The 23,218-nt window shown below is 54.6% G+C and carries 23 protein-coding genes, 2 pseudogenes and 1 riboswitch; of the genes and pseudogenes, 4 read left to right on the forward strand and 21 right to left on the reverse strand.

The window, feature by feature from the left end; all coding sequences use genetic code 11:
- Positions 1 to 31 precede the first annotated feature (31 nt).
- From IG609_RS12615 to dusC, 7 genes are all read right to left on the reverse strand, one after another.
- Positions 32 to 541, reverse strand: a complete 510-nt coding sequence (locus IG609_RS12615; protein WP_193399435.1) for a DUF6622 family protein — start codon at positions 539 to 541, stop codon at positions 32 to 34.
- Between the two features lie 77 nt (positions 542 to 618).
- Positions 619 to 975, reverse strand: a complete 357-nt coding sequence (locus IG609_RS12620; protein WP_193399436.1) for an FMN-binding protein — start codon at positions 973 to 975, stop codon at positions 619 to 621.
- A 48-nt stretch (positions 976 to 1,023) separates the two neighbouring features.
- Positions 1,024 to 1,566 carry a class IV adenylate cyclase gene (gene cyaB, locus IG609_RS12625; RefSeq protein WP_116155085.1) on the reverse strand — a complete coding sequence of 181 codons (543 nt, stop codon included), beginning with the start codon at positions 1,564 to 1,566 and terminating at the stop codon, positions 1,024 to 1,026.
- A gap of 384 nt (positions 1,567 to 1,950) precedes the next feature.
- The gene (locus IG609_RS12630) at positions 1,951 to 2,499 is read right to left on the reverse strand and encodes a hypothetical protein (protein ID WP_193401131.1); all 549 of its coding nucleotides are present in this window, start codon (positions 2,497 to 2,499) and stop codon (positions 1,951 to 1,953) included.
- Between the two features lie 16 nt (positions 2,500 to 2,515).
- On the reverse strand, positions 2,516 to 3,463 hold the full coding sequence (gene mmuM / locus IG609_RS12635) for a homocysteine S-methyltransferase (RefSeq protein WP_193401112.1): 948 nt from the start codon (positions 3,461 to 3,463) through the stop codon (positions 2,516 to 2,518).
- Positions 3,456 to 4,868: an S-methylmethionine permease gene (gene mmuP / locus IG609_RS12640; protein WP_193399438.1), complete on the reverse strand. Its 1,413-nt coding sequence runs from the start codon at positions 4,866 to 4,868 to the stop codon at positions 3,456 to 3,458. Before mmuP ends, mmuM begins: the two co-directional genes overlap by 8 nt.
- A 187-nt stretch (positions 4,869 to 5,055) precedes the next feature.
- Positions 5,056 to 5,988 (reverse strand): tRNA dihydrouridine(16) synthase DusC, encoded by a 933-nt coding sequence (dusC, locus tag IG609_RS12645; RefSeq protein WP_193399439.1) that lies wholly within the window; start codon positions 5,986 to 5,988, stop codon positions 5,056 to 5,058.
- A 372-nt stretch (positions 5,989 to 6,360) separates the two neighbouring features.
- Here dusC and pepT point away from each other — a divergent pair, with 372 nt between their 5' ends.
- The gene (pepT, locus tag IG609_RS12650; RefSeq protein ID WP_193399440.1) at positions 6,361 to 7,590 is read left to right on the forward strand and encodes a peptidase T; all 1,230 of its coding nucleotides are present in this window, start codon (positions 6,361 to 6,363) and stop codon (positions 7,588 to 7,590) included.
- An 82-nt stretch (positions 7,591 to 7,672) separates the two neighbouring features.
- Here pepT and IG609_RS12655 read toward each other — a convergent pair whose 3' ends face one another.
- Positions 7,673 to 8,545 (reverse strand): helix-turn-helix domain-containing protein, encoded by an 873-nt coding sequence (locus IG609_RS12655; RefSeq protein WP_193399441.1) that lies wholly within the window; start codon positions 8,543 to 8,545, stop codon positions 7,673 to 7,675.
- Between the two features lie 115 nt (positions 8,546 to 8,660).
- Here IG609_RS12655 and IG609_RS12660 point away from each other — a divergent pair, with 115 nt between their 5' ends.
- On the forward strand, positions 8,661 to 9,560 hold the full coding sequence (locus IG609_RS12660; protein WP_193399442.1) for a DMT family transporter: 900 nt from the start codon (positions 8,661 to 8,663) through the stop codon (positions 9,558 to 9,560).
- A 38-nt stretch (positions 9,561 to 9,598) separates the two neighbouring features.
- Here the strand turns inward: IG609_RS12660 and rhlE are convergent, their stop codons facing one another.
- The 7 genes from rhlE to IG609_RS12695 form a co-directional block, all read right to left on the reverse strand.
- Complete coding sequence (gene rhlE / locus IG609_RS12665) at positions 9,599 to 11,038, reverse strand: ATP-dependent RNA helicase RhlE (RefSeq protein ID WP_193399443.1); 1,440 nt, start codon at positions 11,036 to 11,038, stop codon at positions 9,599 to 9,601.
- 296 nt (positions 11,039 to 11,334) lie between these two features.
- The gene (locus IG609_RS12670; protein ID WP_193399444.1) at positions 11,335 to 12,144 is read right to left on the reverse strand and encodes an IucA/IucC family C-terminal-domain containing protein; all 810 of its coding nucleotides are present in this window, start codon (positions 12,142 to 12,144) and stop codon (positions 11,335 to 11,337) included.
- Entirely contained in the window at positions 12,134 to 12,985 is an 852-nt protein-coding gene (locus tag IG609_RS12675; RefSeq protein WP_193399445.1) for an ABC transporter ATP-binding protein, read from the reverse strand. The genes IG609_RS12670 and IG609_RS12675 overlap by 11 nt, the downstream gene beginning before the upstream one ends.
- A 12-nt stretch (positions 12,986 to 12,997) precedes the next feature.
- Positions 12,998 to 14,029, reverse strand: coding sequence for a FecCD family ABC transporter permease (locus tag IG609_RS12680; RefSeq protein WP_193399446.1), 1,032 nt, complete (start codon positions 14,027 to 14,029; stop codon positions 12,998 to 13,000).
- A complete protein-coding gene (locus tag IG609_RS12685; RefSeq protein WP_193399447.1) occupies positions 14,022 to 15,011 on the reverse strand; it encodes a FecCD family ABC transporter permease in 990 nt (329 codons plus the stop codon). Before IG609_RS12685 ends, IG609_RS12680 begins: the two co-directional genes overlap by 8 nt.
- Complete coding sequence (locus IG609_RS12690) at positions 15,008 to 16,027, reverse strand: ABC transporter substrate-binding protein (RefSeq protein WP_193399448.1); 1,020 nt, start codon at positions 16,025 to 16,027, stop codon at positions 15,008 to 15,010. The genes IG609_RS12685 and IG609_RS12690 overlap by 4 nt, the downstream gene beginning before the upstream one ends.
- Positions 16,017 to 18,122, reverse strand: a complete 2,106-nt coding sequence (locus IG609_RS12695; RefSeq protein ID WP_193399449.1) for a TonB-dependent receptor — start codon at positions 18,120 to 18,122, stop codon at positions 16,017 to 16,019. Before IG609_RS12695 ends, IG609_RS12690 begins: the two co-directional genes overlap by 11 nt.
- A 552-nt stretch (positions 18,123 to 18,674) precedes the next feature.
- Here IG609_RS12695 and IG609_RS12700 point away from each other — a divergent pair.
- Both IG609_RS12700 and IG609_RS12705 read left to right on the forward strand, forming a co-directional pair.
- Positions 18,675 to 18,875, forward strand: a pseudogene (locus tag IG609_RS12700) (secretion protein HlyD); the annotation flags it as partial.
- 13 nt (positions 18,876 to 18,888) lie between these two features.
- Positions 18,889 to 19,152: pseudogene (locus tag IG609_RS12705) on the forward strand (ABC transporter permease); the annotation flags it as partial.
- 70 nt (positions 19,153 to 19,222) lie between these two features.
- On the opposite strand, the gene IG609_RS12710 reads toward IG609_RS12705, so the two are convergent.
- The 6 genes from IG609_RS12710 to moaA form a co-directional block, all read right to left on the reverse strand.
- Positions 19,223 to 19,930 (reverse strand): Bax inhibitor-1/YccA family protein, encoded by a 708-nt coding sequence (locus IG609_RS12710; RefSeq protein WP_193401114.1) that lies wholly within the window; start codon positions 19,928 to 19,930, stop codon positions 19,223 to 19,225.
- Positions 19,931 to 20,042: 112 nt separating this feature from the next.
- Complete coding sequence (gene moaE / locus IG609_RS12715; RefSeq protein ID WP_102118714.1) at positions 20,043 to 20,495, reverse strand: molybdopterin synthase catalytic subunit MoaE; 453 nt, start codon at positions 20,493 to 20,495, stop codon at positions 20,043 to 20,045.
- Between the two features lie 2 nt (positions 20,496 to 20,497).
- Positions 20,498 to 20,743, reverse strand: a complete 246-nt coding sequence (gene moaD, locus IG609_RS12720) for a molybdopterin synthase sulfur carrier subunit (protein ID WP_039357379.1) — start codon at positions 20,741 to 20,743, stop codon at positions 20,498 to 20,500.
- Positions 20,740 to 21,234, reverse strand: coding sequence for a cyclic pyranopterin monophosphate synthase MoaC (gene moaC / locus IG609_RS12725; protein WP_010280924.1), 495 nt, complete (start codon positions 21,232 to 21,234; stop codon positions 20,740 to 20,742). The genes moaD and moaC overlap by 4 nt, the downstream gene beginning before the upstream one ends.
- Positions 21,235 to 21,252: 18 nt before the next feature.
- A complete protein-coding gene (moaB, locus tag IG609_RS12730; protein WP_039499377.1) occupies positions 21,253 to 21,771 on the reverse strand; it encodes a molybdenum cofactor biosynthesis protein B in 519 nt (172 codons plus the stop codon).
- Between the two features lie 34 nt (positions 21,772 to 21,805).
- Entirely contained in the window at positions 21,806 to 22,795 is a 990-nt protein-coding gene (gene moaA, locus IG609_RS12735) for a GTP 3',8-cyclase MoaA (protein WP_193399942.1), read from the reverse strand.
- A riboswitch (molybdenum cofactor riboswitch) is annotated at positions 22,783 to 22,931 on the reverse strand. It overlaps the preceding gene by 13 nt.
- Between the last annotated feature and the right edge of the window lie 287 nt (positions 22,932 to 23,218).

A 23,218-nucleotide genomic window follows, 5' to 3' on the forward strand; every position in this document is an offset into this window, starting at 1 on the left:
CGGTTTGAGCAACATACTGTTTTTTCTGGCATTACGTTAGCGATGGTTTTATTTTGTGCATCTGGTTGAGCAAACGTAAGCTGACGCCGCCGAATATCCCCGCAGTAATCCCACTTGCCGCACCGGACAGCAGGCAGAATACGGGGTCATGCGCCAACGCGGGAAACCGAGCCAGTTGGACGGAAAAATAGAAACGAGAACAAAACGTCAGCAGCATTAAGGCCAACGGCCACCACGAACCGCTGCGCTGAAAACGGCGCGACTCCGGCAAGTAAATGCCTGACGTTTTTCCCCACGCCCATCCGATACCCAGCCCAATAATCAACGCCAGTAGAAATCCGCCCGCTGCCGCAAGTGGGAGTCGCAGCGTATGAAAAATCGCACTGATGCCCCACGCCATGAAAATCATCGGCACAACCAACATCCGCACCAACGATTGCTGCCGCGGCTGGCTAGCTTTTACGCCAGCATAAATCAGGTAACTCAAAACGATCCACACCCAGTAAGGCGTGTGACGCAAAATGATCAGCAGATTTTCCACGGCAATACTGTTCCTTCATCACTAAGGCCTTCATCAATTAAGCCTTCATCAACGGTAATAGCCAAAAACCGGTGTGACTACGGCGTGACTTTGGCCTGTTCCAGCGCCTGTTTCACCGCATTAATCACGCCCTGACTCGATAACGTTGCCCCTGTTACCGCATCCACCTTGTTAATGTCCTGCTTCTCAATGAGTTCCGGCACAATTTGATCCGTCGCGCTCAGCATCATCGCTTCGGTATCGCCATGCTTCAGCACTTCAGCATTCGCGATCTTCCCGTCTTTAATGCTGACCGTGACCTCAACGTCTGCCGCCTTTCCCTGCGCTTTACCGGGGTAAACACCGTCTTTATAGTGCACCCCATCGCTACTATGAACGGACAGAGAGCACGCCATCACTAACGTAGCCAGCACCGCCAAAAAAGATTTTTTCATCGTTTTCCCATGTGTAAATAAAAAAATTCAATAACCAGAAAAGAACAATTAATTAAAACCTAATAATTGATAATAAGATTTCGTTTCAATATTATCCAATGGCAGTTGAAGCCGTAACGCACACTCTATACACCGTTCTCTAAGTGCTTTCAACTGGGTTTCATCATCGGTCATCACGGATATTTCGACGAAATAACCCAGTGATTCAATATAGTCGAGCGTAATATGGAAGGCGTTTAAAAAGTAGATGCTGCGGATTTTATGAATTTCAAAAAGAGGTCGATACCCCAACGTCTGTAACATGCTGTCGGTTTTTTCAAAGCCTTCCACGTTAACCGCTTCACAGCGATCGACTCCTGGCCCTTTGACAATCCAGAGTTTAATGCCCGATGGCTCCATGCGGCGCACCAGCATTTTGATATTTTGCTGTCGCAGGCGATTCTCTGCATCATCGTAATAAACATCATGTTCTTTATTTTCAAAGACGAAAGCCTCAGGATGAAGGCTAAAAAGCGTATTTCTAAAAACGGCTATATCGTCGATGCGAAATTTAAGTTCAACTTCATATTTCCCTGTGAAATGTTCAACCATGTTCTTTCCCCTCACTGGATTCCCTGAAATAAAATTGACTCTCCGCCACACCGAACAGCGCTTTATTACGCTGTCATACGAGAATTCAAGATAATAATGGTTCAGTCATCCGCAAAATAGATCATACAGGTAACATAATATGGCCCAATGGCCGTCCTCTTATCCTCCTTGATTAACACCTTACGTCCTATCACATCTTGGTACCGCGATAATCATACGGCGTTATTACCTTACAACGTCAGATATCCCGAGCGCAATTTCCTGGCAACGACTCTCTGTTGACGAATGCTATCGGCGATTACCCAGCAAAAAAATGCGGCCAGAACCCTTGCTGGACGCTGACCGCCGTTAATAGTAGCTGAGAAGGGAAAAACCGCTAGTTCTTCACGCAGTAACTGCTGGTAATCGCAAAATCAGTGAAAAATCGAAGCCGTGGTGGTGCATAAACTCACGCAAAATCAGCAATCGGGCGGAGAAGGCATTCTCTAGCGGAATTCCCTCCCAGGTCGCCGGGCTGCCCAGCATGACGCGCTCCAGACGTTTAAATGTCCGCTCCATGTCATCCTGCGGCAATCGCCAACCTGCTTCCTCTTCTTCTGCTCCCGAAATCTGAGCAATAGTGACCAAGGCAGGGTCGAAAGAAAACAGAACGGAATCCGCAGGAATATCGTGGCGAATGCGCGTCACTTCATCCTCTACCGCCATGATCGCCCGCTCCATTTCGTCCGGTGTTGGCGGAAGATGCCTGAAAAACGCCGCCGCCGTTTTGTCAAAACCGATGGTCAATTGCAGGGTTGCCGACGGTTTTGATGACGTCCCACAGACAACCGTCGTCTGCTGCTCGCCAATGTACAGCACCGTTACCGGCACACCAGACGCTACGCGTTGTCTGGCAAGCGAGTACGCCTGTTGCAGATTCACATCATTTTCCATCACGGCATCCCCTTATTTAGTGCTGCCCCTCATGCTGGCAGCAGCGTGCAATACCGGCGATATCCGCAGGTGTGGTTCGGCAACAGCCACCAATTAGGCGTGCACCTGCTGCCTGCCACTCGGGCAAATACGTTATCAACGAGCAGGCGTCATCGTGAGCGCTGTTCCAGGTTTTCGTTACCGCATCATACTGCTCACCGGAGTTGGGATAAACTACCAACGGCAAATCCGTCAGCGAGGACAGGTGCGTCAGCGCGGGTGTCACGTTTTCCAGCGCGATACAGTTGATACCCACAGCGACCACCTGCGAACAGGCGTTGACCCGCGCCAGCACCGTGCGCAATGGCGTGCCGTCGCTGAGGTGCTCGCTGTCACGCAGCGTGAAAGAGAACCAGGCCTGCGCGTGAGGGAACTCGGCCAGTAACGCAATCAATGCCTCTATTTCAGCAAAAGACGGCAGCGTCTCGCAGGCCAGCAGATCGGCACCCGCCTCATGCAGCGCCGCGATACGCGGCCGATGAAACGCTATCATCTCGGCCTGCGGCAGTTGGTAATCACCGCGATACTCCGAACCATCCGCCAGATAGGCACCGTACGGCCCCACCGATCCAGCCACCAGTAGCGTCCCAGCCTGCGGATTATCGCGACGGTAATCATCCCGCGCCTGCGCCGCCAGCTGCACGCTCTTGGCAATCAGCGCCAGTGATTCCGCTTCGCTATACCCGCGCGCCTTAAACCCTTGCGGTGTCGCCTGATAGCTGGCGGTAATCGCACACTGCGCCCCGGCATTGAAATAATCGAGATGCACCTGATAAATCAGCGCCGGGTTTTCAACCAGCACTTTCGCCGACCACAGCGGATCCGTTAAATCACAGCCGCGCGCTTCCAGTTCGGTCGCCAACGCGCCGTCCAGTACAATCGTTGAGGCCGTCGCCAGCATTTCGGTAACCGTATTTTTACGCAATGTCTTCCGCTCCCGTTAACCTACGTTTCTTCATTGACTGCGTGAAATAATAAGCACCATAGCACAGTGCGACAAACGGAATTCCACACCACAGTGCAATCCGCTGGCTTGGGTCAAACGCCAGCCCGACGCAGGCCAGCAGACACAAGAGGAAGCCAAGGATCGGCGTGATGGGGAACCAAGGGGCGTGATATTGCAGCTCGGAAAGCGGTTTTCCCGAGCGGACATGGTGACGGCGGAACATATAGTGCGAGGCGCAGATGCTCAGCCACACCGCCACGACGGCAAAACCAGAAATCGCAGACAAAGCCACATAGACAGTATCCGGCGCGACCACGCTGGAAAACAGCGCCAGCAGCCCGCCCAGCATACTGACGGAAATAGCAAAAAGCGGAATGCCACGGCGCGTCAGACGAGAAAAACGGCGCGGCAACGTGCCTTCGTTGGACAGCGACCACAGCATACGCCCCGAGGCATACAGCCCCGAGTTAGCGGCAGACAGGATCGCCGTCAAAATCACGAAATTAAAAATGTCGGCGGCGTAAGGAATACCAATTTTTTCAAACACCAGCACAAACGGGCTTTTAGCGATACCGGCCTCTTCCATCGGAATGATCGCCGCCAGTACCAGCACCGTGCCCAGAAAGAAGATCACCAGTCGCGCAACGGTCGTACGAATCGCCATCGGCACGACCTTCTGCGGATTCTCGGTTTCTCCAGCCGCGATGCCGATCAGCTCCGTACCGGAGAAAGCGAAGTTTACCGCCACCATCGTCATCAGGATCGGCAGGCCGCCGTGTGGGAACCAGCCAGACGCGGTAATGTTCTGGAAGAACGGCGCGGGTGAGCCGTCCTGCATCGGAATAAAGCCAAACATCGCACCTGCGCCGAGCACGATAAAAGCGAGAATCGTGACGACTTTAACGATTGAGAACCAGAATTCCCCTTCGGCAAAGAAACGGGACGACACGATATTCAGCAGATAGATCAGCACACAAAACAGCAAACACCAGGTCCATACCGGCACCTGCGGGAACCAATACTGCATGCAAAAACCGGCGGCGGTCAGGCTAGAGCCCAGTGCAACCGTCCACGTCAGCCAATACAGCCACGCCACGGTATAACCTGTAGCCGGGCTGAGATAGCGGGACGCATACACATGGAACGCCCCGGTTTCCGGCATCGCGACGGACAGCTCACCCAGACTCAGCATCACCAGATACACCACCAGCGCGCCGATCAGATACGCCAAGAGCGTCCCCGCCGCGCCCGTCGTGGAAATAATGTAGCCCGTATTAAAAAACAGACCGGTGCCGATGACGCCACCGAGCGAGAGCATCACCAAATGGCGAGCTTTCATGGTGCGCTTAAACTGCCCTTCCGTGCCTGATGCGTGTTGTTCCATGGTGACCCTTCATTATAGACGTCTAAACTTCCAGATAGATGGAGTGTTATACCGCCAACCGATTCGTAAAGTAAAGTGCAGGCCAGCGAGAGAGTGATGAAGTGCGTTAAATCTGAACAGCATGATGGAAACACGAAGCGTAGGAAGGCAGATGTAAGAAAGCAGATAATGAGGAAACGGTGAGTCTCTATGGCTCACCAATCACGCGTGCAATATCTGTTGAGGTCTTCAGGGTGCGGATCTCGCTGAATAACTCGGTGGCGTCGTCGTACTCTTTACGCAAATAGCCGAGCCACTGTTTGATGCGCGCGACGTGATACAGTCCCGTGTCACCCTGCTTTTCCAACTGCACATATTTTTGTAGCAGCAGCATGACCTCCGGCCACGGCATACGCGGTTCGTTATACTTAATCACGCGGCTCAGGTTCGGCACATTCAGCGCGCCCCGCCCGATCATCACCGCATCGCAGCCCGTTGTCGCCATACAGTCCTGCGCGCTCTGCCAGTCCCAGATTTCGCCGTTGGCGATCACTGGAATCTGCAATCGCTGGCGGATTTCCCCTATTGCCTGCCAGTTAATGCATTCGGCTTTGTAACCGTCTTCCTTCGTGCGCCCATGCACGGCCAGTTCAGTTGCACCCGCCTGCTGCACCGCGTCGGCAATCTCAAACTGGCGGGCGCCGGAATCCCAGCCCAGACGGATTTTCACTGTGACCGGCAAATGCACAGGCACCGCCTCACGCATCGCTTTTGCACCCCGATAAATCAACTCGGGATCTTTCAACAGCGTCGCCCCGCCCCCGCTACCGTTCACCAGCTTCGACGGGCAACCGCAGTTGAGATCGACACCATACGAGCCCAGCTCCACCGCCCGCGCCGCGTTTTCCGCCAGCCACTGGGGATATTGCCCCAGTAACTGTACGCGCACCAGCGTGCCTGACGGCGTACGGCTGGCATGCTGTAGCTCCGGGCAAAGGCGATAAAAGGATTTAACCGGCAGGCACTGATCCACCACGCGTAAAAACTCGGTGATGCACAGGTCATAATCATTTACTTCAGTCAGCAGTTCTCGCACTAATGAGTCGAGAACCCCTTCCATCGGGGCAAGCAGAACACGCATAACGCTACTCGGTAACCATTCGATCGTTAATCACAGCCATTCAGGCCAAAAAAAGCAGGCAATCTTAGGGGGTATTGTACGGGGAACGCAACGGGAAAGATAACGCTGGGCAGGCCATGAGGTTGCCTCGGCCGCTGAGGCGACCGCCAGCGTCAATCGTATTCCTGCTTTTTTCATTCCAGTTCTCGCTTGTTGTGTTATTCGTGTCCCATTGTTGTGTTATTCGTATCCCATTTAGTGTATTTGCTTTCTGACGTCCCCTGCCTGAAAGAGAAAAGCCATGACAATAAAATGACCAATAAAACCACCGAATGAAATAATTTTTACGTTAGGATAACAATCCTAGCTATTACTGAATGAAAAGGATTCGTTATGACAGACAGTCTGGCTCATCAGCTCAGCACGCGTTTTTATCGTTACCTCGCCGTCACCAGCCAAAGCGATGCCAGTTCGACAACGTTGCCCAGCACGCCGGAACAGCATGAGATGGCGCGACTGCTGGCGGACGAACTGCGAACACTGGGCCTACAGAATGTGGTGATTGATGAGCACGCCACCGTGACAGCCGTGAAGCTGGGTAACTGTCCGTCCGCACCGCGCATCGGTTTTATTACGCATATCGATACGGTTGACGTCGGCCTGTCGCCGCATATTCACCCGCAAACTCTGCGTTTTACCGGTGAAGATCTGTGTCTGAATACCGAACAGGACATCTGGCTACGCACGGCGGAACACCCAGAAATTCTGCCATATGTTGGGCAGGACATTATTTTTAGCGACGGCACCAGCGTACTCGGCGCGGACAACAAGGCCGCCGTTACCGTGGTCATGACGCTCATGGAGAACCTGACTGACGCGACGCCGCACGGCGATATCGTGGTAGCCTTCGTACCGGACGAAGAAATTGGGCTGCGTGGGGCGAAAGCGCTCGATCTCAAACGCTTCGATGTTGATTTTGCCTACACCATCGACTGCTGCGAGCTGGGTGAAGTGGTGTATGAGAACTTCAACGCAGCTTCCGCGGAAATTCGCTTTACCGGTGTGCCTGCGCACCCGATGTCGGCGAAAGGCGTGCTGGTTAACCCGTTGCTCATGGCACATGACTTTATCAGCCAGTTCGATCGCCAGCAAACGCCGGAGCATACGGAAGGGCGCGAGGGCTATATCTGGTTTAACGACCTGACGGCGAACGCTAATGAAGCGAAGCTCAAAGCCTCTATCCGCGATTTTGATTTAGCCACGTTTGAACAGCGGAAGCAGCAGATTGCCACAATCGCAGAGAAGATTGCCGCGCAGTACCCGACTGGCAGCGTGGCCTATACCCTCACCGATATCTACAGCAATATCAGCAACGCCATCACCGACGATCGCCGCGCCATCGATCTGCTGTTTGCCGCACTGGACACGCTGGACATTGAACCCAAAGTGACGCCAATGCGCGGTGGCACGGACGGCGCGGCGCTGTCTGCCAAAGGATTGCTCACGCCAAACTTCTTCACCGGCGCGCACAATTTCCATTCGCGCTTTGAGTTTCTTCCTGTGCCGTCATTTGTGAAATCGTATGAAGTGGCGCTGAATTTATGCCTGCTGGCGGCGAAATAACCGCGTCCAGAAAAGCGTGAGGCGGACACTCCTCCGCCTCAATAACGCCTCGCTGACTGTTTGCCCGTCTACGTTTTCCGGTCTACTTCTGCGCCAGCCTCAGCGCCGACGGCGTCATGCCGTATTCCTTTTTGAATTGGTGGCTTAGGTGGCTGGCGGAACTGAATCCGCAGGCCAGCGCGATGTCCGTGATCGGCTGCGTGCCGTGACGCACGAGCACTTCCGCGCGTGCCAGCCGCTGTTTCAGCACATACTGATGCGGTGCCATTCCCACACTCTGGCGAAACATGCGTGCAAAGTGAAACTCGCTAAGCCCCGCTTCCGCCGCCAGCGTCTGTAGCGTCAGCGGCTGATCGAGATGCGCCTCAATGTGCATCTTGCTGCGCCGCAATACCGCTGGCGACAGCCCGCCGCGCACCGTCGGCAATTCCCACTGCAACTGGGTGTAGCCACGCAGCACCTGAATCATTAACAGCGTCGCAGCGCTACTCAGCACAAGCTGGTTCGCCGAGTCGTCCCAGCGATTGCTGAGCAGAAATTGCCGATACAGCGAGGTAATCAACGGATCGCTACCAAATATCCGCTCTTCCGTGCAGATTGATGCCGGACTGCGATCCCAGGTTTGCTCGGCCAGTTGCCGCAGATGCGCATCGTCAAAATACAGGTGCACAAAATCGAGGTCGCCACGAATGTCCCAGGTCGACGAGCTTTGTTTCGGCATCAGGCAGAAACGATCCGGCCCGCCACCGTTATGCCAGCCGTCCGCCGTTTTATGATAGCTCTCATAGCCACCGGCGGTATAAAGACTGAGCGTATGGTGTTCTGTGTTTTCCATCGTGACGCGATCGTGGCGATTAAACCATGCAGCCAGCCGCACGCCGGAGGTCAGCTCGACGGTGTCGCGCAGTTCGGTTTTATGATGCAGCATGGTATCGAACGCTTTATAACGATGCATTGCTGCCTCCGTTTTTCACTTAACCGCAAGATTCTGTTATTCACCGCAAGGTGCTGAAAGCCCGCAACAAACGCACGCGCCATACTGCCGCTATGCACTCATGCGGAATCACTCAATGAATACCTTGCTCTATTTTTCTGTCGTCCTGATTTGGGGAACAACCTGGATCGCGATTAGCCTGCAACACGGCGAGGTCGCTGCCGAAATCTCCGTTTTTTGGCGCTTTGCGCTGGCATCGGCCATCTTGCTGACGTTTCTGGCCCTGACGCGCCGTCTGCGCCCGCTTTCGTCACGCGCTCACCTGTTGTGTATGGTACAAGGGCTATGCGTATTCGGCGTCAACTTTCTCTGTTTTTACCACGCCATCGCCTGGATTTCGAGCGGATTGGAATCCATCATTTTTTCGATGGCGGTACTGTTTAACGCCTTTAATAGTCGTATTTTCTTCGGCCAGCCGTTAACACGCAACGTGGCGATCGCCACACCGCTCGGGCTGATCGGCATCGTCGCGCTGTTCTGGCATGACCTGATGCAAATCGACGCGCAGCCCTATCTGCTGTGGGGCGTGGGATTGAGCATTCTGGGCACCTACTGCTTCTCGCTCGGCAATATGATTAGCGCCCAGCACCAGCGACAGGGTCGCGACATACTGACGACCAACGGCTGGGGCATGGGATATGGTGCGCTATGGATGGGGTTGTTCAGCCTAATTCAGGGGTATAGCTTCGCACCGGAGTACAGCGCCAGCTATCTGGGTTCCCTGTTCTATCTGGCTATCTTTGGTTCAGTCATCGGCTTCGGTGCCTACTTCAGCCTGATCGGTCGCATCGGTGCCAGTCAGGCAGCGTATACCACGCTGCTCTTTCCGCTGGTGGCGCTGTCGATTTCGACACTATTTGAAGACTACCAGTGGAGGCCCAACGCGCTTATCGGCCTGTTGCTGATTCTGGCGGGCAACGCGGCAATGTTCTACCGTCCACGTCATCCGACCATACAACCAGCCACGGCGAAATAACGCGATAAAAAAAGGGAGCCAATGGCTCCCTCTCGATTTTACTTGTCCGCGGGCTTACTGCGATTTTGCGGACGCGGTGCGCGGCGTTGGCCTTCGCCACTGCCCTTACCGCTATTGCCTTTTCCACCAGTACCCCACGGGCTATCGCTATTACCGCCTGCTTTACGCGGCTGGCGATTGCCATCGGCCGGACGGCGTTCGCCCTGACCCTGGCTACGCTCAGACTGACCGCGTGGCGAGCCAGACTGTACGCGAGGAGAGGCGTTACGCGCGCCACCGCCGCCGCCACGGTTGCCCTGACGACCATTCACAATCGGTTCGGCCTTGATGGACGGATCCGGCTCGTAGCCTTCAATAGCGATACGTGGAATCTCACGCTTCAACAGACGCTCAATGTCGCGCAGCAGTTTGTGCTCATCCACACAGACCAGCGACAGCGCTTCACCCGTCGCTTCCGCACGACCGGTACGACCGATACGGTGAACGTAATCTTCCGGCACGTTTGGCAGCTCATAGTTCACCACGTGCGGCAGTTGGTCGATATCCAGACCACGCGCGGCGATATCCGTTGCGACCAGCACGCGAATGCTGCCATCTTTAAAGTTTGCCAGCGCACGCGTGCGCGCGCCCTGACTTTTGTTACCGTGGATAGCAGCAGCAGTAATGCCGTCTTTTTCCAGCAGCTCAGCCAAATGGTTAGCGCCGTGTTTGGTGCGGGTAAAGACCAGCACCTGCTGCCAGTTATTTTCACCAATCAGTTGCGACAGCAGTTCACGCTTGCGACGCTTATCAACAAAATGCACGTGCTGTGTAACCAGTTCAGACGGCGTATTACGACGCACGACTTCAACCGAGGCGGGATTAGTCAGCAGCTTGTTCGCCAGCGCTTTGATCTCATCAGAGAAGGTCGCGGAGAACAGCAAGTTTTGACGTTTAGCAGGCAGCTTCGCCAACACTCGGCGAATGTCGTGAATAAAGCCCATATCCAGCATACGGTCCGCTTCATCCAGCACCAGAATCTCAATCTGTGACAGGTCAACGGCGCGCTGATGCTCCAGATCGAGCAGACGCCCCGGCGTTGCCACCAGAATATCTACGCCACCGCGCAGTTTCATCATCTGTGGGTTAATACTCACCCCACCAAATACTACCAGTGAACGCAGGCTCAGATACTTGCTATACGCCTTCACATTTTCATCAATCTGCGCAGCCAACTCACGGGTTGGCGTCAGGATCAGCGCGCGTACCGGACGGCGACCTTTCCCTTTATGCTGCGCTTCACGGCTGGTCAGCAATTGTAATAACGGCAGCGTAAAGCCCGCTGTTTTACCCGTACCGGTTTGTGCGCTGGCCATTAAATCACGCCCTTCCAGCACGACAGGAATCGCCTGACGCTGAACAGGAGTAGGATCGCGATAACCCTGCTCGTCAATCGCGCGCAGAATATCGGCACTCAGGCCGAGAGAATCAAATGACATAAAAAGAACAACTCCAGATCCGCTCTGACCGGACAGCAGCCGGTGTAGTTTTCAGAGGGTCAATAAGACGGGTTTGCTGGGCCACTATTTACGTAACAACTCACGTAACACTTCACGTAACAACGACATACGCAACAACCACGGTGAACGAGCACAACTACGGTGCATGACTGCCGCCGATTGTAGCAGAGATTCTGAGCACTAAGGGATTTTTATCTGTGCCAGCTCGTTTTTGTATGGCGAGCTTCCTGCCCGCCACCCTACGGACCGCCGCAAACGGCGTTGAAAAACGTTCCCTACGTTTTTTTAGCGGGGCGCAGTAAGGGACAATTTTGACAGTATTCCTGCGGCTGCGATGCTTTGTAATAAAAACAGCAGGTACGGCGAAAGCGCACGTCACGAAAGCTCACCGAACGCCCCGCGACGGGAACCCGCGTTTTTGCACGAAAAAACGGTTTCAGCGGATTATCATCACCGCCAAAACGTTCGCCGGGCGCAGCCAGCAAAGCGTTAAAGTCCTGCTGTACCTGCTGTGCCAGCGTCATTCTCGGCGAGCACTCCGCCGCCGGATCATCCCACTCAATGCGCTGTTCGTATAATGAAAATACCCGTACCGCAACGTTTTCCCACAGAATGCGCAGCGGCGCGCCCGACACCGTCGACAGCGTATGCAGGATCGGCGACAGGTGTTGAGCAAACAGCGTGTCGAACAGGCTATCTCGCCACGCGTCTCGTTGCCCCAATTCCGGCTGGGAGACGGTGAGATCGTAAAGCGGCATGGTCGATGTCCACAGGCGAGCGTGTCCGAATTCCAGCACGCTGTTATCCAGCGTCATGTTCAGCCCTTTGTTATACACCGACATGGCGTACAGGCTGGCGGCCGTGGTTAAGAAGCCAATCCGCTTCGCTAGCAGCGAAGCGGTAATTTTGATTGATGGCGACAGCAGCGGCGGCGTCAGCGTTTCCAGCAACCAGCGGCAATAGTCTGGATCTAACACCCTACGGCTTGGGCAGCTATCCTGCCCTGTCCGCTGTGCAGCATCCGTTAATTGCAGCGTGCCGGAGAGCATCGCCCACTGCGGTGCCGTCAGGCGATTAGCCGACATTGGCCGTTGTCTCCGCCGCTTCACGCCCAAACGGAATACACAGCGGCGTACCGAAGAACGGATCGTCAATGATGCGACAGTTCAAGTTAAACACCGTCTTTACCGTGGCTTCCGTGAGAATGTCGCGCGGGTTGCCCTGCGCAAATACCGTCCGGTTATGTACGGCCACCATGTGATGCGCGTAGCGACACGCCAGATTCAGATCATGCAGCACCATCACGATGGTTTTGTGCTGCTGCGCGTTCAACTCCCGTAGCAAATCCAGCACCTCCATCTGATGCGCCAGATCGAGATAGGTCGTCGGTTCATCCAGCAGAACGATGTCGGTATCCTGCGCCAGCGTCATCGCGATCCAGACGCGCTGGCGCTGCCCGCCGGACAGCGAATCCACCGCGCGATCCTTTAACGCCAGCACGCCGGTGCTGCGCAACGCCTGAAGCACTTTTTCTTCATCCGTGGCCGACCACTGCTTCAACCATGACTGATGCGGGTAGCGCCCCATTTTCACCAGTTGATAGACCGTCAGGCCCTCCGGCGCGGTCGGCGTTTGCGGAAGAATCGCCAGTGACTTCGCCACCTCAACGGTGGATTGCCGATGAATATCCGCCCCGTTAACAATAATCGTCCCGCTCGTGGGCTTCAGCAGGCGGGCAAACGACTTCAGTAACGTGCTCTTGCCGCAGCCGTTACTGCCCACCAGCACCGAGATTTTCCCGGCTGGCAGCGTGATATCCAACGCATCAATCACGACCTGTTTTTCGTAGCTAAGCGTCAGCGACTGGGTGGCAATCGCCTCGCGGTCAATTGGGGGGACGTGTGTTGGCTGCACATTCTCTGGCATAATCTTGCAATCTCAATAACGTTGCCGAAGCAATAAATAGATAAAGAAAGGCGTCCCGAGCACGGAGATAAAAATACCGGCTGGCAAATCCAGCGGTAAGAACGCCATGCGGCCAATCAAATCGGCCACCATCACCAATAAGCCGCCTGTCAGCGCCGACACCAGCGCCAGTCCGGGGAATGAACGGCTCGCTAGCTTTTTCGCAATATGCGGGGCCAGCAGGCCGACAAAGGCCATCGCGCCTGCATAGGCAATGGCCGCCCCAGCCAGCGCGACGCTCAACGTCAGCAACGCGAGCCGGATGCGTCCAACAGATTGACCGACACCACAGGCCAGCGCGTCATCCAACTCATGCACGTTAACGTGTCGCGCGAGCCCCACCAGAAACGGTGCTCCGAGCAACAACCAACCCGCTAACTCAGACACATGCTGCCACTGCGCGCCATAAATACTGCCCGTCAACCACACATAGGCCGTCAACGTGGTGCCTATCGGGCTAAACACCAGCATCATCGTGACCGCCGCGCCCATAATGGCGGACAGCCCAACGCCAACCAGCACCAGACGCAGCGGCGATGCGCCCTGCTTCCAGGCCAGCAGATAAATGGCAATCGCCGTCACCCACGCCCCACCCATTGCCGCCAGCGGCAGCCAGCGCTGGCTTATCGCCGTCGCTAGGAACGAGAGGAAGAACACCGCCGCCGCCGATGCGCCACTGGTAATCCCCAGAATATCCGGCGAGGCCAGCGGATTGCGTACAATGCTTTGCAGAATCAGGCCGGATATCGCCAGCGCGCCGCCCACCAACAGTGCCAGCAGCGCGCGCGGCAAGCGCAGGTCGTTGACGATAAAATATACACCGCTGTCTGTTTTTCCCAGCAGCGCCGACATCACCTGCGCGGGAGACAGCACCACCTGCCCTAATGACAGCGACAGGAACACGACGGCTAGCAACACCAGCAGGAGCGACAACGCAACCGCAGACGTGCAGCGATCAATCTGGCGCGAGACCATTCTCACGCGCACGGTATACACCTTACCCATGCCGCATCCCCCTTCTCGCCAGATAAATGAAGAAAGGCGCGCCCAGCAGCGCGGTCATCGCCCCGACGGGTACTTCCTGCGGTACGATCAGCAGACGCGAGGCGACATCAGCCAGCAGCAGCAGCGTGGCACCGAAAATCGCACAGCCGGGCAACAGCCAGCGGTGATCGGCAGACAGCACGCGACGCACAATATGCGGTACGATCAGCCCGACAAAACCGATATTTCCGGCTATCGCCACCGCACCGCCCGCCAGCCCGATCACGCACAGCCCGGATAGCGCACGCACCAACGCGGTTCGCTGCCCCAGCCCTTTGGCGATCTCGTCGCCCGCTACCAGAATATTCAGGTGACGTGCCAGCAGTAGCGAAAGGAATAGCGCGATAGCAAAGTACGGCAGGAGCGGTAACAGCATCGACAGGCTGCGACCGGACACCGAACCGGCCAGCCAGAACAGCATGCTGTCCAGCCCGTCTTGATTGATCACCAGTAGCGCTTGCGTAAACGCAATAAACAGCGCGCTAATGGCGGCACCGGCCAGCACAATGCGTAAGTGGCTGGAGCGGGCGTTGCCCAGCGTTCCCAACACATACACCATGACGCCAGCCACAGCCGCACCCAGATAGGCCGTCCACGCCAGCGCGATCTGCGAGGAAAAGGTAAACACAGAAGACAGCAGGACGATGGCAAACATGGCTCCTGCGTTAATACCGAATATCCCCGGTGAGGCCAGCGGGTTACGCGTGAGCGCCTGCATTAAGGCTCCGGCAACCGCAAGGCTGGCACCGACGACGATGGCAATCACCGTCCGCGACAGGCGTGTCGTTAGCACCAGTATGTGATCGATCTGCTGCGGATCGTAATGGAACAGTGAATTGAACACGGCCCCCAACGAAATGGTGGTTTGCCCCAGCATCAGACTGGCGACGATACTCAGCAGCAGTAATACGACACCCGCTGCCATCACGATGCTCTGTCTCATCGTGTAGAAATCTCCTCTGCAACATCGCTTTTTTTATCAGCAGATTCGGACTTGCCAGCAAACTGCCTTTCGATATCGTCCAGCATCTGATTCGCACCCCAAATACCGCCAGACAGGCTCCAGGCGACGTTATCCACCGGATAAACCTGTTGCTGCTGGGGTGCATGCAGCCGCTGCCAGAGCGGGTGAGCCTGCCAGTCACGATAGTTCTTCGCCACCGCGGGCTTGTCCGAACGCAGCAAAACAAAGAACAGATCGGCATCCACCACCGGAATGCTCTCTTTGCTGGTGAGCTTTTGCATCACGCCTGACGTATAGCTTTCCGGCCGCGACCAGACAAAGCCGATTTCCGACAGTACCGATCCGGCAAAGCTGGCAGGTAGATAGGTACGCATGTGATCTTCACGGAATTCGAGAATAGAGACGCTGAGCGGCCAGCGCTCGCCGAACCGGGCTTTCAGACGGTCACGCAGCGCATCCACGCGCTGGTTCCAGTGGGATAAAATCTCGTTCGCTTTTTCTTCCCTGTTCAGCGCCACGCCCATCATCTGCACCGTTTCTTTAAATTCAGACACCCTGTCCAGCGCAATCGTCGGCGCGATCTGCGACAGCAGACCGTAGATTTTCTCATGCCGAAACGTAGACGCCACGATGAGATCGGGCTTGAGTAGCGCGATGGTTTCCAGACTGGGTTGTGTTTCCAGCCCAACCAGCGTTACGTCCTGCAAGGCGGGGCGAAGGTAGCGATAAATCGGCTTCTCCGTCCACGATTCCACCACGCCAATCGGCTTGATTCCCAGTGCCACGGCAGAGTCGGTTGCACCCTGAAACAGCGTCACGATACGCAGCGGCGCCCCGTCCACGGTGGTCACGCCCAACGCATGATGAATCTGACGCGGCGATTTTGCCGCCTGCACGAACGTCACCAGCAGAAAAGACAACAACACGGCCAGCGTAAAACGCTGCCGTGTTGCTGAATTGAAAACGGAATTAAATCGGTTAAGCTTAGAAATCAATCGAATAACCCAGCGTTACCGTGCGACCGCGCCCGGAGAAATAGCGCGTATCGTTAACAAGCCCCGCCTGCGAATAGTAGGTGATGTACTGTTTATCCAGCAGGTTCGCCACCGCAACGTTGAGGCGACCATACGGCAGCTTGTACCCCACGGCAGCATCCATCAACAGGTAACCATCAAACGCCATGCCCGCATCGTCAAAACTGCGGCCAAAGGCGTAATTCGCCTGCACGAACGAACTCCATTTATCATTCCAATTCGCCGACCAACTGGTGATCAGACGATCCGGCGCGATATTCAGGCCGTTGAATTTTTTATCCACTTTGCCATCTTTATTGTCGTCATACTTTCCTTCACTGTGCGCATAGGAAGCATTAACTTTGTGCTGCTCGTTGATCTGATAGCCCGCGGTCACTTCAACACCGCGAATCTGTGTGCGCTGGCGTTCGGACAAAAATACGCCACCGCTCTCCGTCACGTTTTCGCCCAGTTTCGATTTGGACTCATAATAGCTGGCTTCAAAATCAAACTTATCCCGCTTAAAACGGAACCCTGTCTCTACGTTATCCGTGACAATCGGCTTAAAGCCGTCAAAATTTTTCAGACTAACACCTGAACGCCTGATGGAACGCAACGCACGCCCCACATCCGGCATACCAAACCCTTCCGAGTAGTTGGCAAACAGGCTCAGTGAATCCGTTGCAGCATAGACGATGCCCGCGTTATACAGCGTTTCATTAAATTTCGGGCTACCGCCTTGTACTGTCACGCCATTGTTAGACGCCAGCGTTTGATAGTCGCCGACCTTCAGCTTGGCGATTTCATGACGAATTCCCGCGTGCAGCGTGACGTTATCCAGCAGTTGATATTCACCCTGAATAAACGGTGAATAGTTGGTGTACTCCATCTCCGGCACATAGGTACGCTTGGTCAGGTAGAGGTCTTGTTTACCCTTATCGTACAGCGTATCGAATCCGACGGTGACTTTCAGCGTGTCATCCAGCAAGTCGTCTTTAGTCAGCGCCAATTTAGTGCCGTACTTATTGGCTACTGAGCGAGATTGATCGTAAAGCGTCCCGCTGGGCGCTATCGCAGGGTCTTGAAACGTGTTCGAGTTCGTTGCGCCGAATAGCGCCTCATAGCGCTGATTAAATACCAGCGCAGAGAGTTTCATTCCTGCCAGATCGTGGTGTTCATAAGTTAAGCCGGTCGTCCATATGCTGTTATGTGGCGCTTCACCCGGTGGTGTGCCGCGCACTGAGGTAGTAGGAATACCCTGATTACGAATACCATTCACGCTGAGGTAGTTATTCTCATTTTTAATGTTATAGCGGTTTACACTCAGTTGAATGCGCTGATAGTCATCCAGCCAGTACCCGACTTTCGCTAACAGGTCATAAGAACGGGAGTCCATGGTGTCGCCCTGGGTGTTATCCACACCAACAGGCCGATTGTTGCCGTCCAGATACAGCCCCTGATTCTCATAGCCAATCGCGAACAGATAGTCGAGATAGTCTTCACGCCCATCGACCCGATAGGTAGTTTTATAGCTGGCGGTTTCACCGCGAATCTTTTCGGTGGGAATTGTAGTTTGCACGTTGACGTGCTGGTTAAATGAGCCGTTTTCTGGTCGACGGGTAATGATGTTAATCACGCCCCCCGTTGCGCCCATGCCGTTGGTGGCGTTCGCGCCATGGATCACTTCGATGCGTTCAACCATCGAGTAGTCTATGGTGTGCATCTCGCGGTAGGTCGGACGTAGCGGATTGGATTGCGGGATACCGTCGATCAGAACCAACGGTGCACGACCGCGGAAGGTTTCACCGCTGCCGCTCATTTTCTGACGGCTGGGGGAGAACGAAGGCAGCAGATTGCTCAGAATTTGTGACGAGTCGGAGGTGACCTGCATCTGCTGCTCGATTTGCTCTTTGGTAATCACCGTGACCACCTGCGGCGCTTTCTGCTGCTGGATATTCGAGCGTGAGGCGGTAATCACCATCTCATCACCGCTCGTCTCATCCTTTTTGGTCGTGTCATCCTGTGCATACGCCGGAGCAATCAGCACGCATGGCATCAATGCGAGTAAAGTGCGCATCTGGTTCACTGTCCTTCCCCTTTGGTTATGTATCCAACCGTCAATAAAAGTCACCGTCCGTGACGAGGTGCTTAACTGGAAACCACCGCCTCGGCACAGACAAAAAAATGCCAAAATGCTTCGTCTCACGCGAAACATCTTGGCGGGTATGATCGATTCAGGCATAAAACGCACAGTATTTTATTCTGTACGCCGCGATCCTTACTGTCAGATCACGATGTCAGTACCAATATACATGTAATTGCTAATAACAATTATTATCATTCAATTAGATAAATTACAATCCTTTCGAATTATTCCAATTTCTCTAAAAAAATAAAGGTGTTACGCCAAATACGGGCAGTAGTAGGTGAAAAAACCGCCCGAATGCAATGTATTTTTGTGAACTTGATCACTCTATATCGCCATACCCCCTGTAACCCGTCATATGATTAATAGCTTCCGAAAATAAGTGACGAGGCGTCCTCTGAACAGCCTGTGGGATCGCTACCGCTGACAAGCCGACCGCTGATAAACAAGGAGCTATTCTTGATAAACAAGGAACTATGCGTGATGAACAAGAGAAAACTGGCGTTCGCTGCCCTGGTTCTTGTCCTGCTCGGTGTGGGTCATGGTTTTTATCACCACCAGCAACAGCAGGAAAAACTGCTAACGCTCTACGGCAATGTCGATATCAGCACTGTCAATTTGGCCTTCCGCGTCGGCGGCAGAGTGACCGAGCTGAACGTTGATGAAGACGATGCCGTGCAGGCAGACCGGTTCAACGCAGCAGGCGTTTATCGGCGTGTTCGTCTTCCTGATGCCCGCGATTCTGCTGTCCGGCTATGTGTCGCCAGTTGAGAACATGCCGATCTGGTTGCAGCACATCACTTGGGTTAACCCGATTCGCCACTTCACCGATATAACGAAGCAGATTTACCTCAAGGATGCGGATTTCAGCACTATCTGGGGCAGTTTATGGCCGCTGTTCATCATCACGCTAACCACCGGCTCGACAGCCTACGCCATTTTTAGACGGAATATTGCGTAATAGCGGATAAGGGAAACAGATAGGCAGGAAGCTATCTGGCGCGGAAAAGCGCCAGATAAATGAGCAAGAATTAACGACGATTGCCGAAAATACGCAGCAGCATCAGGAACAGGTTGATGAAGTCGAGGTACAGGGTCAACGCGCCCACGATAGAGTATTTACGGAAGCTGTCTTTGTCATCAACGGACAACTGCTCGCCGATGTTTTTCAGCTTCTGGGTGTCATAGGCGGTCAGACCGACAAACACCACCACACCGATATAGGTCACTGCCCACATCAGCGCTTCGCTTTTCAGCCACAGGTTCACCAGCGAGGCCAGCACAATCCCGATCAGCGCCATAAACAGCATGCTGCCGAAGCCGCTCAAATCACGCTTCGTGGTGTAGCCGTACAGGCTCATCGCTCCGAACATCCCTGCCGTAATCACAAAGGTGCTGGCGATGGATTCACCGGAGTACATGATGAAAATGCTGGAGAGCGTCAACCCCGTCAGCGCCGAATAGAGCATAAACAGCGACGTGGCGACCGTACCGCTCAGGCGCTGTACCATGCTGGAAATCACAAAGACCAGCCCCAGTTGAGCAATGATCAGGCCGAAGAAGGTGATCTGGCTTGAGAAAACAAAGTTCAGTACGGCGGGCGTATTCGCCGCGTACCAGGAAACAAACGCCGTCAGCAGCAGGCCGCAGGTCATCCAGCCATAAACCTGTGCCATATAGGCCTGAAGACCAGACTGCGAGCGTTCAACGATTGAACCCGAGCGTGGATATCTGTCCATGATGTTACCTTTGCATAAAAGTTATCTGATTAACGCGGCGCAAACCGCCCGTTTGAGGAAGCGGCACTAAAGACGCCTTCCCCGCATCCTTTTATCCTAACACAGAAATGGACTACCAGCGTTGCGCGGCCTGCTTATCACTGTCGCGTGATTCCACCCAGCGTTCGCCTTCCGGCGTCGCTTCCCGCTTCCAGAATGGCGCGCGAGTTTTCAGGTAATCCATAATAAATTGGGCGGCATCAAACGCCGCGCTACGGTGAGCGGCACTGACGCCAACGAACACAATTTCATCGCCCGGATAGAGTGCGCCCACCCGATGAATCACGCTTACACGCGGAAGTTCCCAGCGCTCGCGTGCCAGTTCGACAATCTCCGCCAGCGCCTTTTCCGTCATGCCGGGATAGTGTTCCAGCGTCAACGCGCTAACGTTTTTCGCCAGATTGTGGTTACGCACCTTACCGGTGAACGTCACAACCGCGCCGTCTTCATCACACTGCGCCAGCCACTGATATTCATCGCCTACGTTGAAGTTCTCTTCGCCGACCCGAATACGCGTCTCTGCCACGATCAACCTCCCGTTACCGGTGGGAAAAACGCCACTTCATCGCCGTCCTGTAGCGGGTGCGTGAGCTCAACCAGCGACTGATTGACCGCAGCCAGCAATTTGCCGGACTCCAGCGCCAGCGCCCAGCGTGCGCCGCGTTGGCATAGCGCCTGCCGGACGTCTTCTACGGTGGCATACTCGGCAGGCAGCGACAGGCTGTCTGTCTCTATTAGTTCACGGACTTGTGCAAAAAACAGAATCGTAATCATGCTCCCTCCGCCGTAAAGTCGCCGGATTTGCCGCCGCTTTTCGCCAGCAAGCGCACCGGACCAATCACCATGTCTTTCTGCACGGCCTTGCACATGTCATAGATGGTCAGCGCGGCGACGGAGGCTGCCGTCAGCGCTTCCATCTCCACGCCGGTTTTCCCCGTCAGACGACACACGGATTCAATGCGAACCCGATTGTGCTCCGGCTGCGCTTCCAGCTCGACAGCAACTTTGCTCAGCAGCAGCGGATGACAAAGCGGAATCAGTTCCCAGGTGCGTTTCGCCGCCTGAATGCCGGCGATGCGTGCGGTGGCGAACACATCGCCCTTGTGGTGGCTGCCGGCAATAATCATTGCCAGCGTCTGCGGTGCCATTTCAACGAAGGCTTCCGCGCGGGCTTCGCGCACGGTTTCAACTTTGGCGGACACATCCACCATCGCGGCTTCACCAGCGGCGTTAATGTGGGTCAATTGTGGCTTAGATGATGACATAATGAATAAGGCTTACCGTTAAGAGGTTTTTTTCACGTGCGGGTAAAAATTGCACGGCTTCTGGCGCGCATCCAGTTGTTCCTGAATGATGCGTTCCCATGCGGTTCGACAGGCGCGAGTTGAACCCGGCATGGCGAAAATCACCGTCTGGTTAGCCAGACCGGCAAGCGCACGGGATTGCAGCGTCGCCGTACCAATATCTTCGTACGACACCATGCGAAACAACTCGCCGAAACCTTCAATTTCCCGATCGAACAAGACGCCAATGGCTTCCGGCACTACATCCCCAGCCGTAAAGCCCGTCCCGCCATTAATCAAAATGCCCTGCACCTCGTCGCTGGCAATCCACGCCGAGACCCGTGCCCGAATCTGGTACAGGTTCTCCTTCACGATGGCGCTGTCGACGATGCGGTGCCCCGCAGACTGTGCCGCTTCGCGCAGATAGTCGCCGGAAGTGTCATCTTCCGCCGTACGGCGTTCGGAAACGGTCAGAACCGCAAGATTGAGAGAAACAAATTCGCTGCTGACTTTGCTCATGTCAGGCTCCTTTAAGAATCAGTGATGTCGCGGATTAACCGCCGATAAATGACAGGTTTTGCGTGATGCCGCTATTCCCTTCATGCAGGAAATGGGTCTGCTTTTTCGCCGACAGCCCGCCCGAGATACGCATTTTCAAATCATCGAGGTGACGATCGTCGGCCAGTAAATCGCGCAGTGGGATACCCTGTTCGCCAAAGAGACACAGATGAAGATTACCCACAGCGGATACACGCAGACGGTTGCAGCTCAGGCAGAAATCTTTCTCATACGGCATAATCAGCCCAATTTCTCCCTGATAGTCAGGATGGCTGAATACCTGCGCGGGGCCGTCGCTGCGTGCGCGTTGCTGCTGCTGCCAGCCTTGTTGCAGTAGTTGCTGGCGAATTACCTCGCCGGAAACGTGGTGGCGGCGAAACAGATCGCCTCCTTCTCCGGTTTCCATCAGCTCAATAAAGCGTAGTTGAATCGGGCGGTGTTTAATCCAGTCGAGGAAAGTTTGCAGGCAGCCAGCGTTCACATCGCGCATCAGCACGGTGTTGACTTTGACCTTGGCAAAGCCACAGTCAAAGGCAGCGTCGATGCCGTCCATCACCTGCCGGAATTTGTCCTGCCCGGTAATGGCGTGAAACTGGCGTGCATCCAGACTGTCCACGCTGACATTCAGCGCCGTTAGCCCTGCATCGCGCCACTGTGCGACATCCCGCGCAAGCCGATAGCCGTTGGTGGTTACCGCCAGCGTGCGGATAGCTGGATTTTCACGGATTGCCGCAATGATATCGACAAAGTCACGGCGCAAAGACGGTTCACCACCGGTGAGACGGACTTTTTCCGTCCCTAATTCGGCAAAGGCGCGGCTGACGCGACGAATTTCATCGAGTGATAAAAAGCGATGTGGAGTAGTGCCATTGGCCTGATAACCATCCGGCAGACAGTAGGTACAGCGAAAATTGCAGACGTCTGTGATAGACAGACGCAAATAGTAGAACTTGCGCGCAAACGCATCAGTCAGTTGACTCACCATAAACACCTTTCCAAATACGGGAGATGCAGGCATTTCTGCCTCGCACCCTGGTGACCGCGAAGGCCACGGCCAGGGCACCGTATCACACGCACTACGCGCATCACTTAGGCACCAAGGCTAGGAGTTTGATTCCACTCAGTTATCCGTTAAACAGCCGCGAGATAACTAGTCAAGAATCGTGATTTCATTAAGCAGTCTACTGCGAAAAAGCACAGTCAACCACTCTCAAAATCGATATATAAATAAACATATAGCGAATTTTCAATATCTTATGGTGTACAGCATACGGAAAAATACGCGGCAGAAATTGTCTCAGGTCATGCCTGCGTGAGGATTTTTCGCGTTTTAAGGTGAAATCAGCTACCTTAGCGACAATTCTTATACCCTAAATAATTCAAGTTTCAGGAAGGCGGCAAGAGAAGG

It is taken from the genome of Pectobacterium quasiaquaticum (assembly GCF_014946775.2).
GTDB classification, from domain to species: domain Bacteria; phylum Pseudomonadota; class Gammaproteobacteria; order Enterobacterales; family Enterobacteriaceae; genus Pectobacterium; species Pectobacterium aquaticum.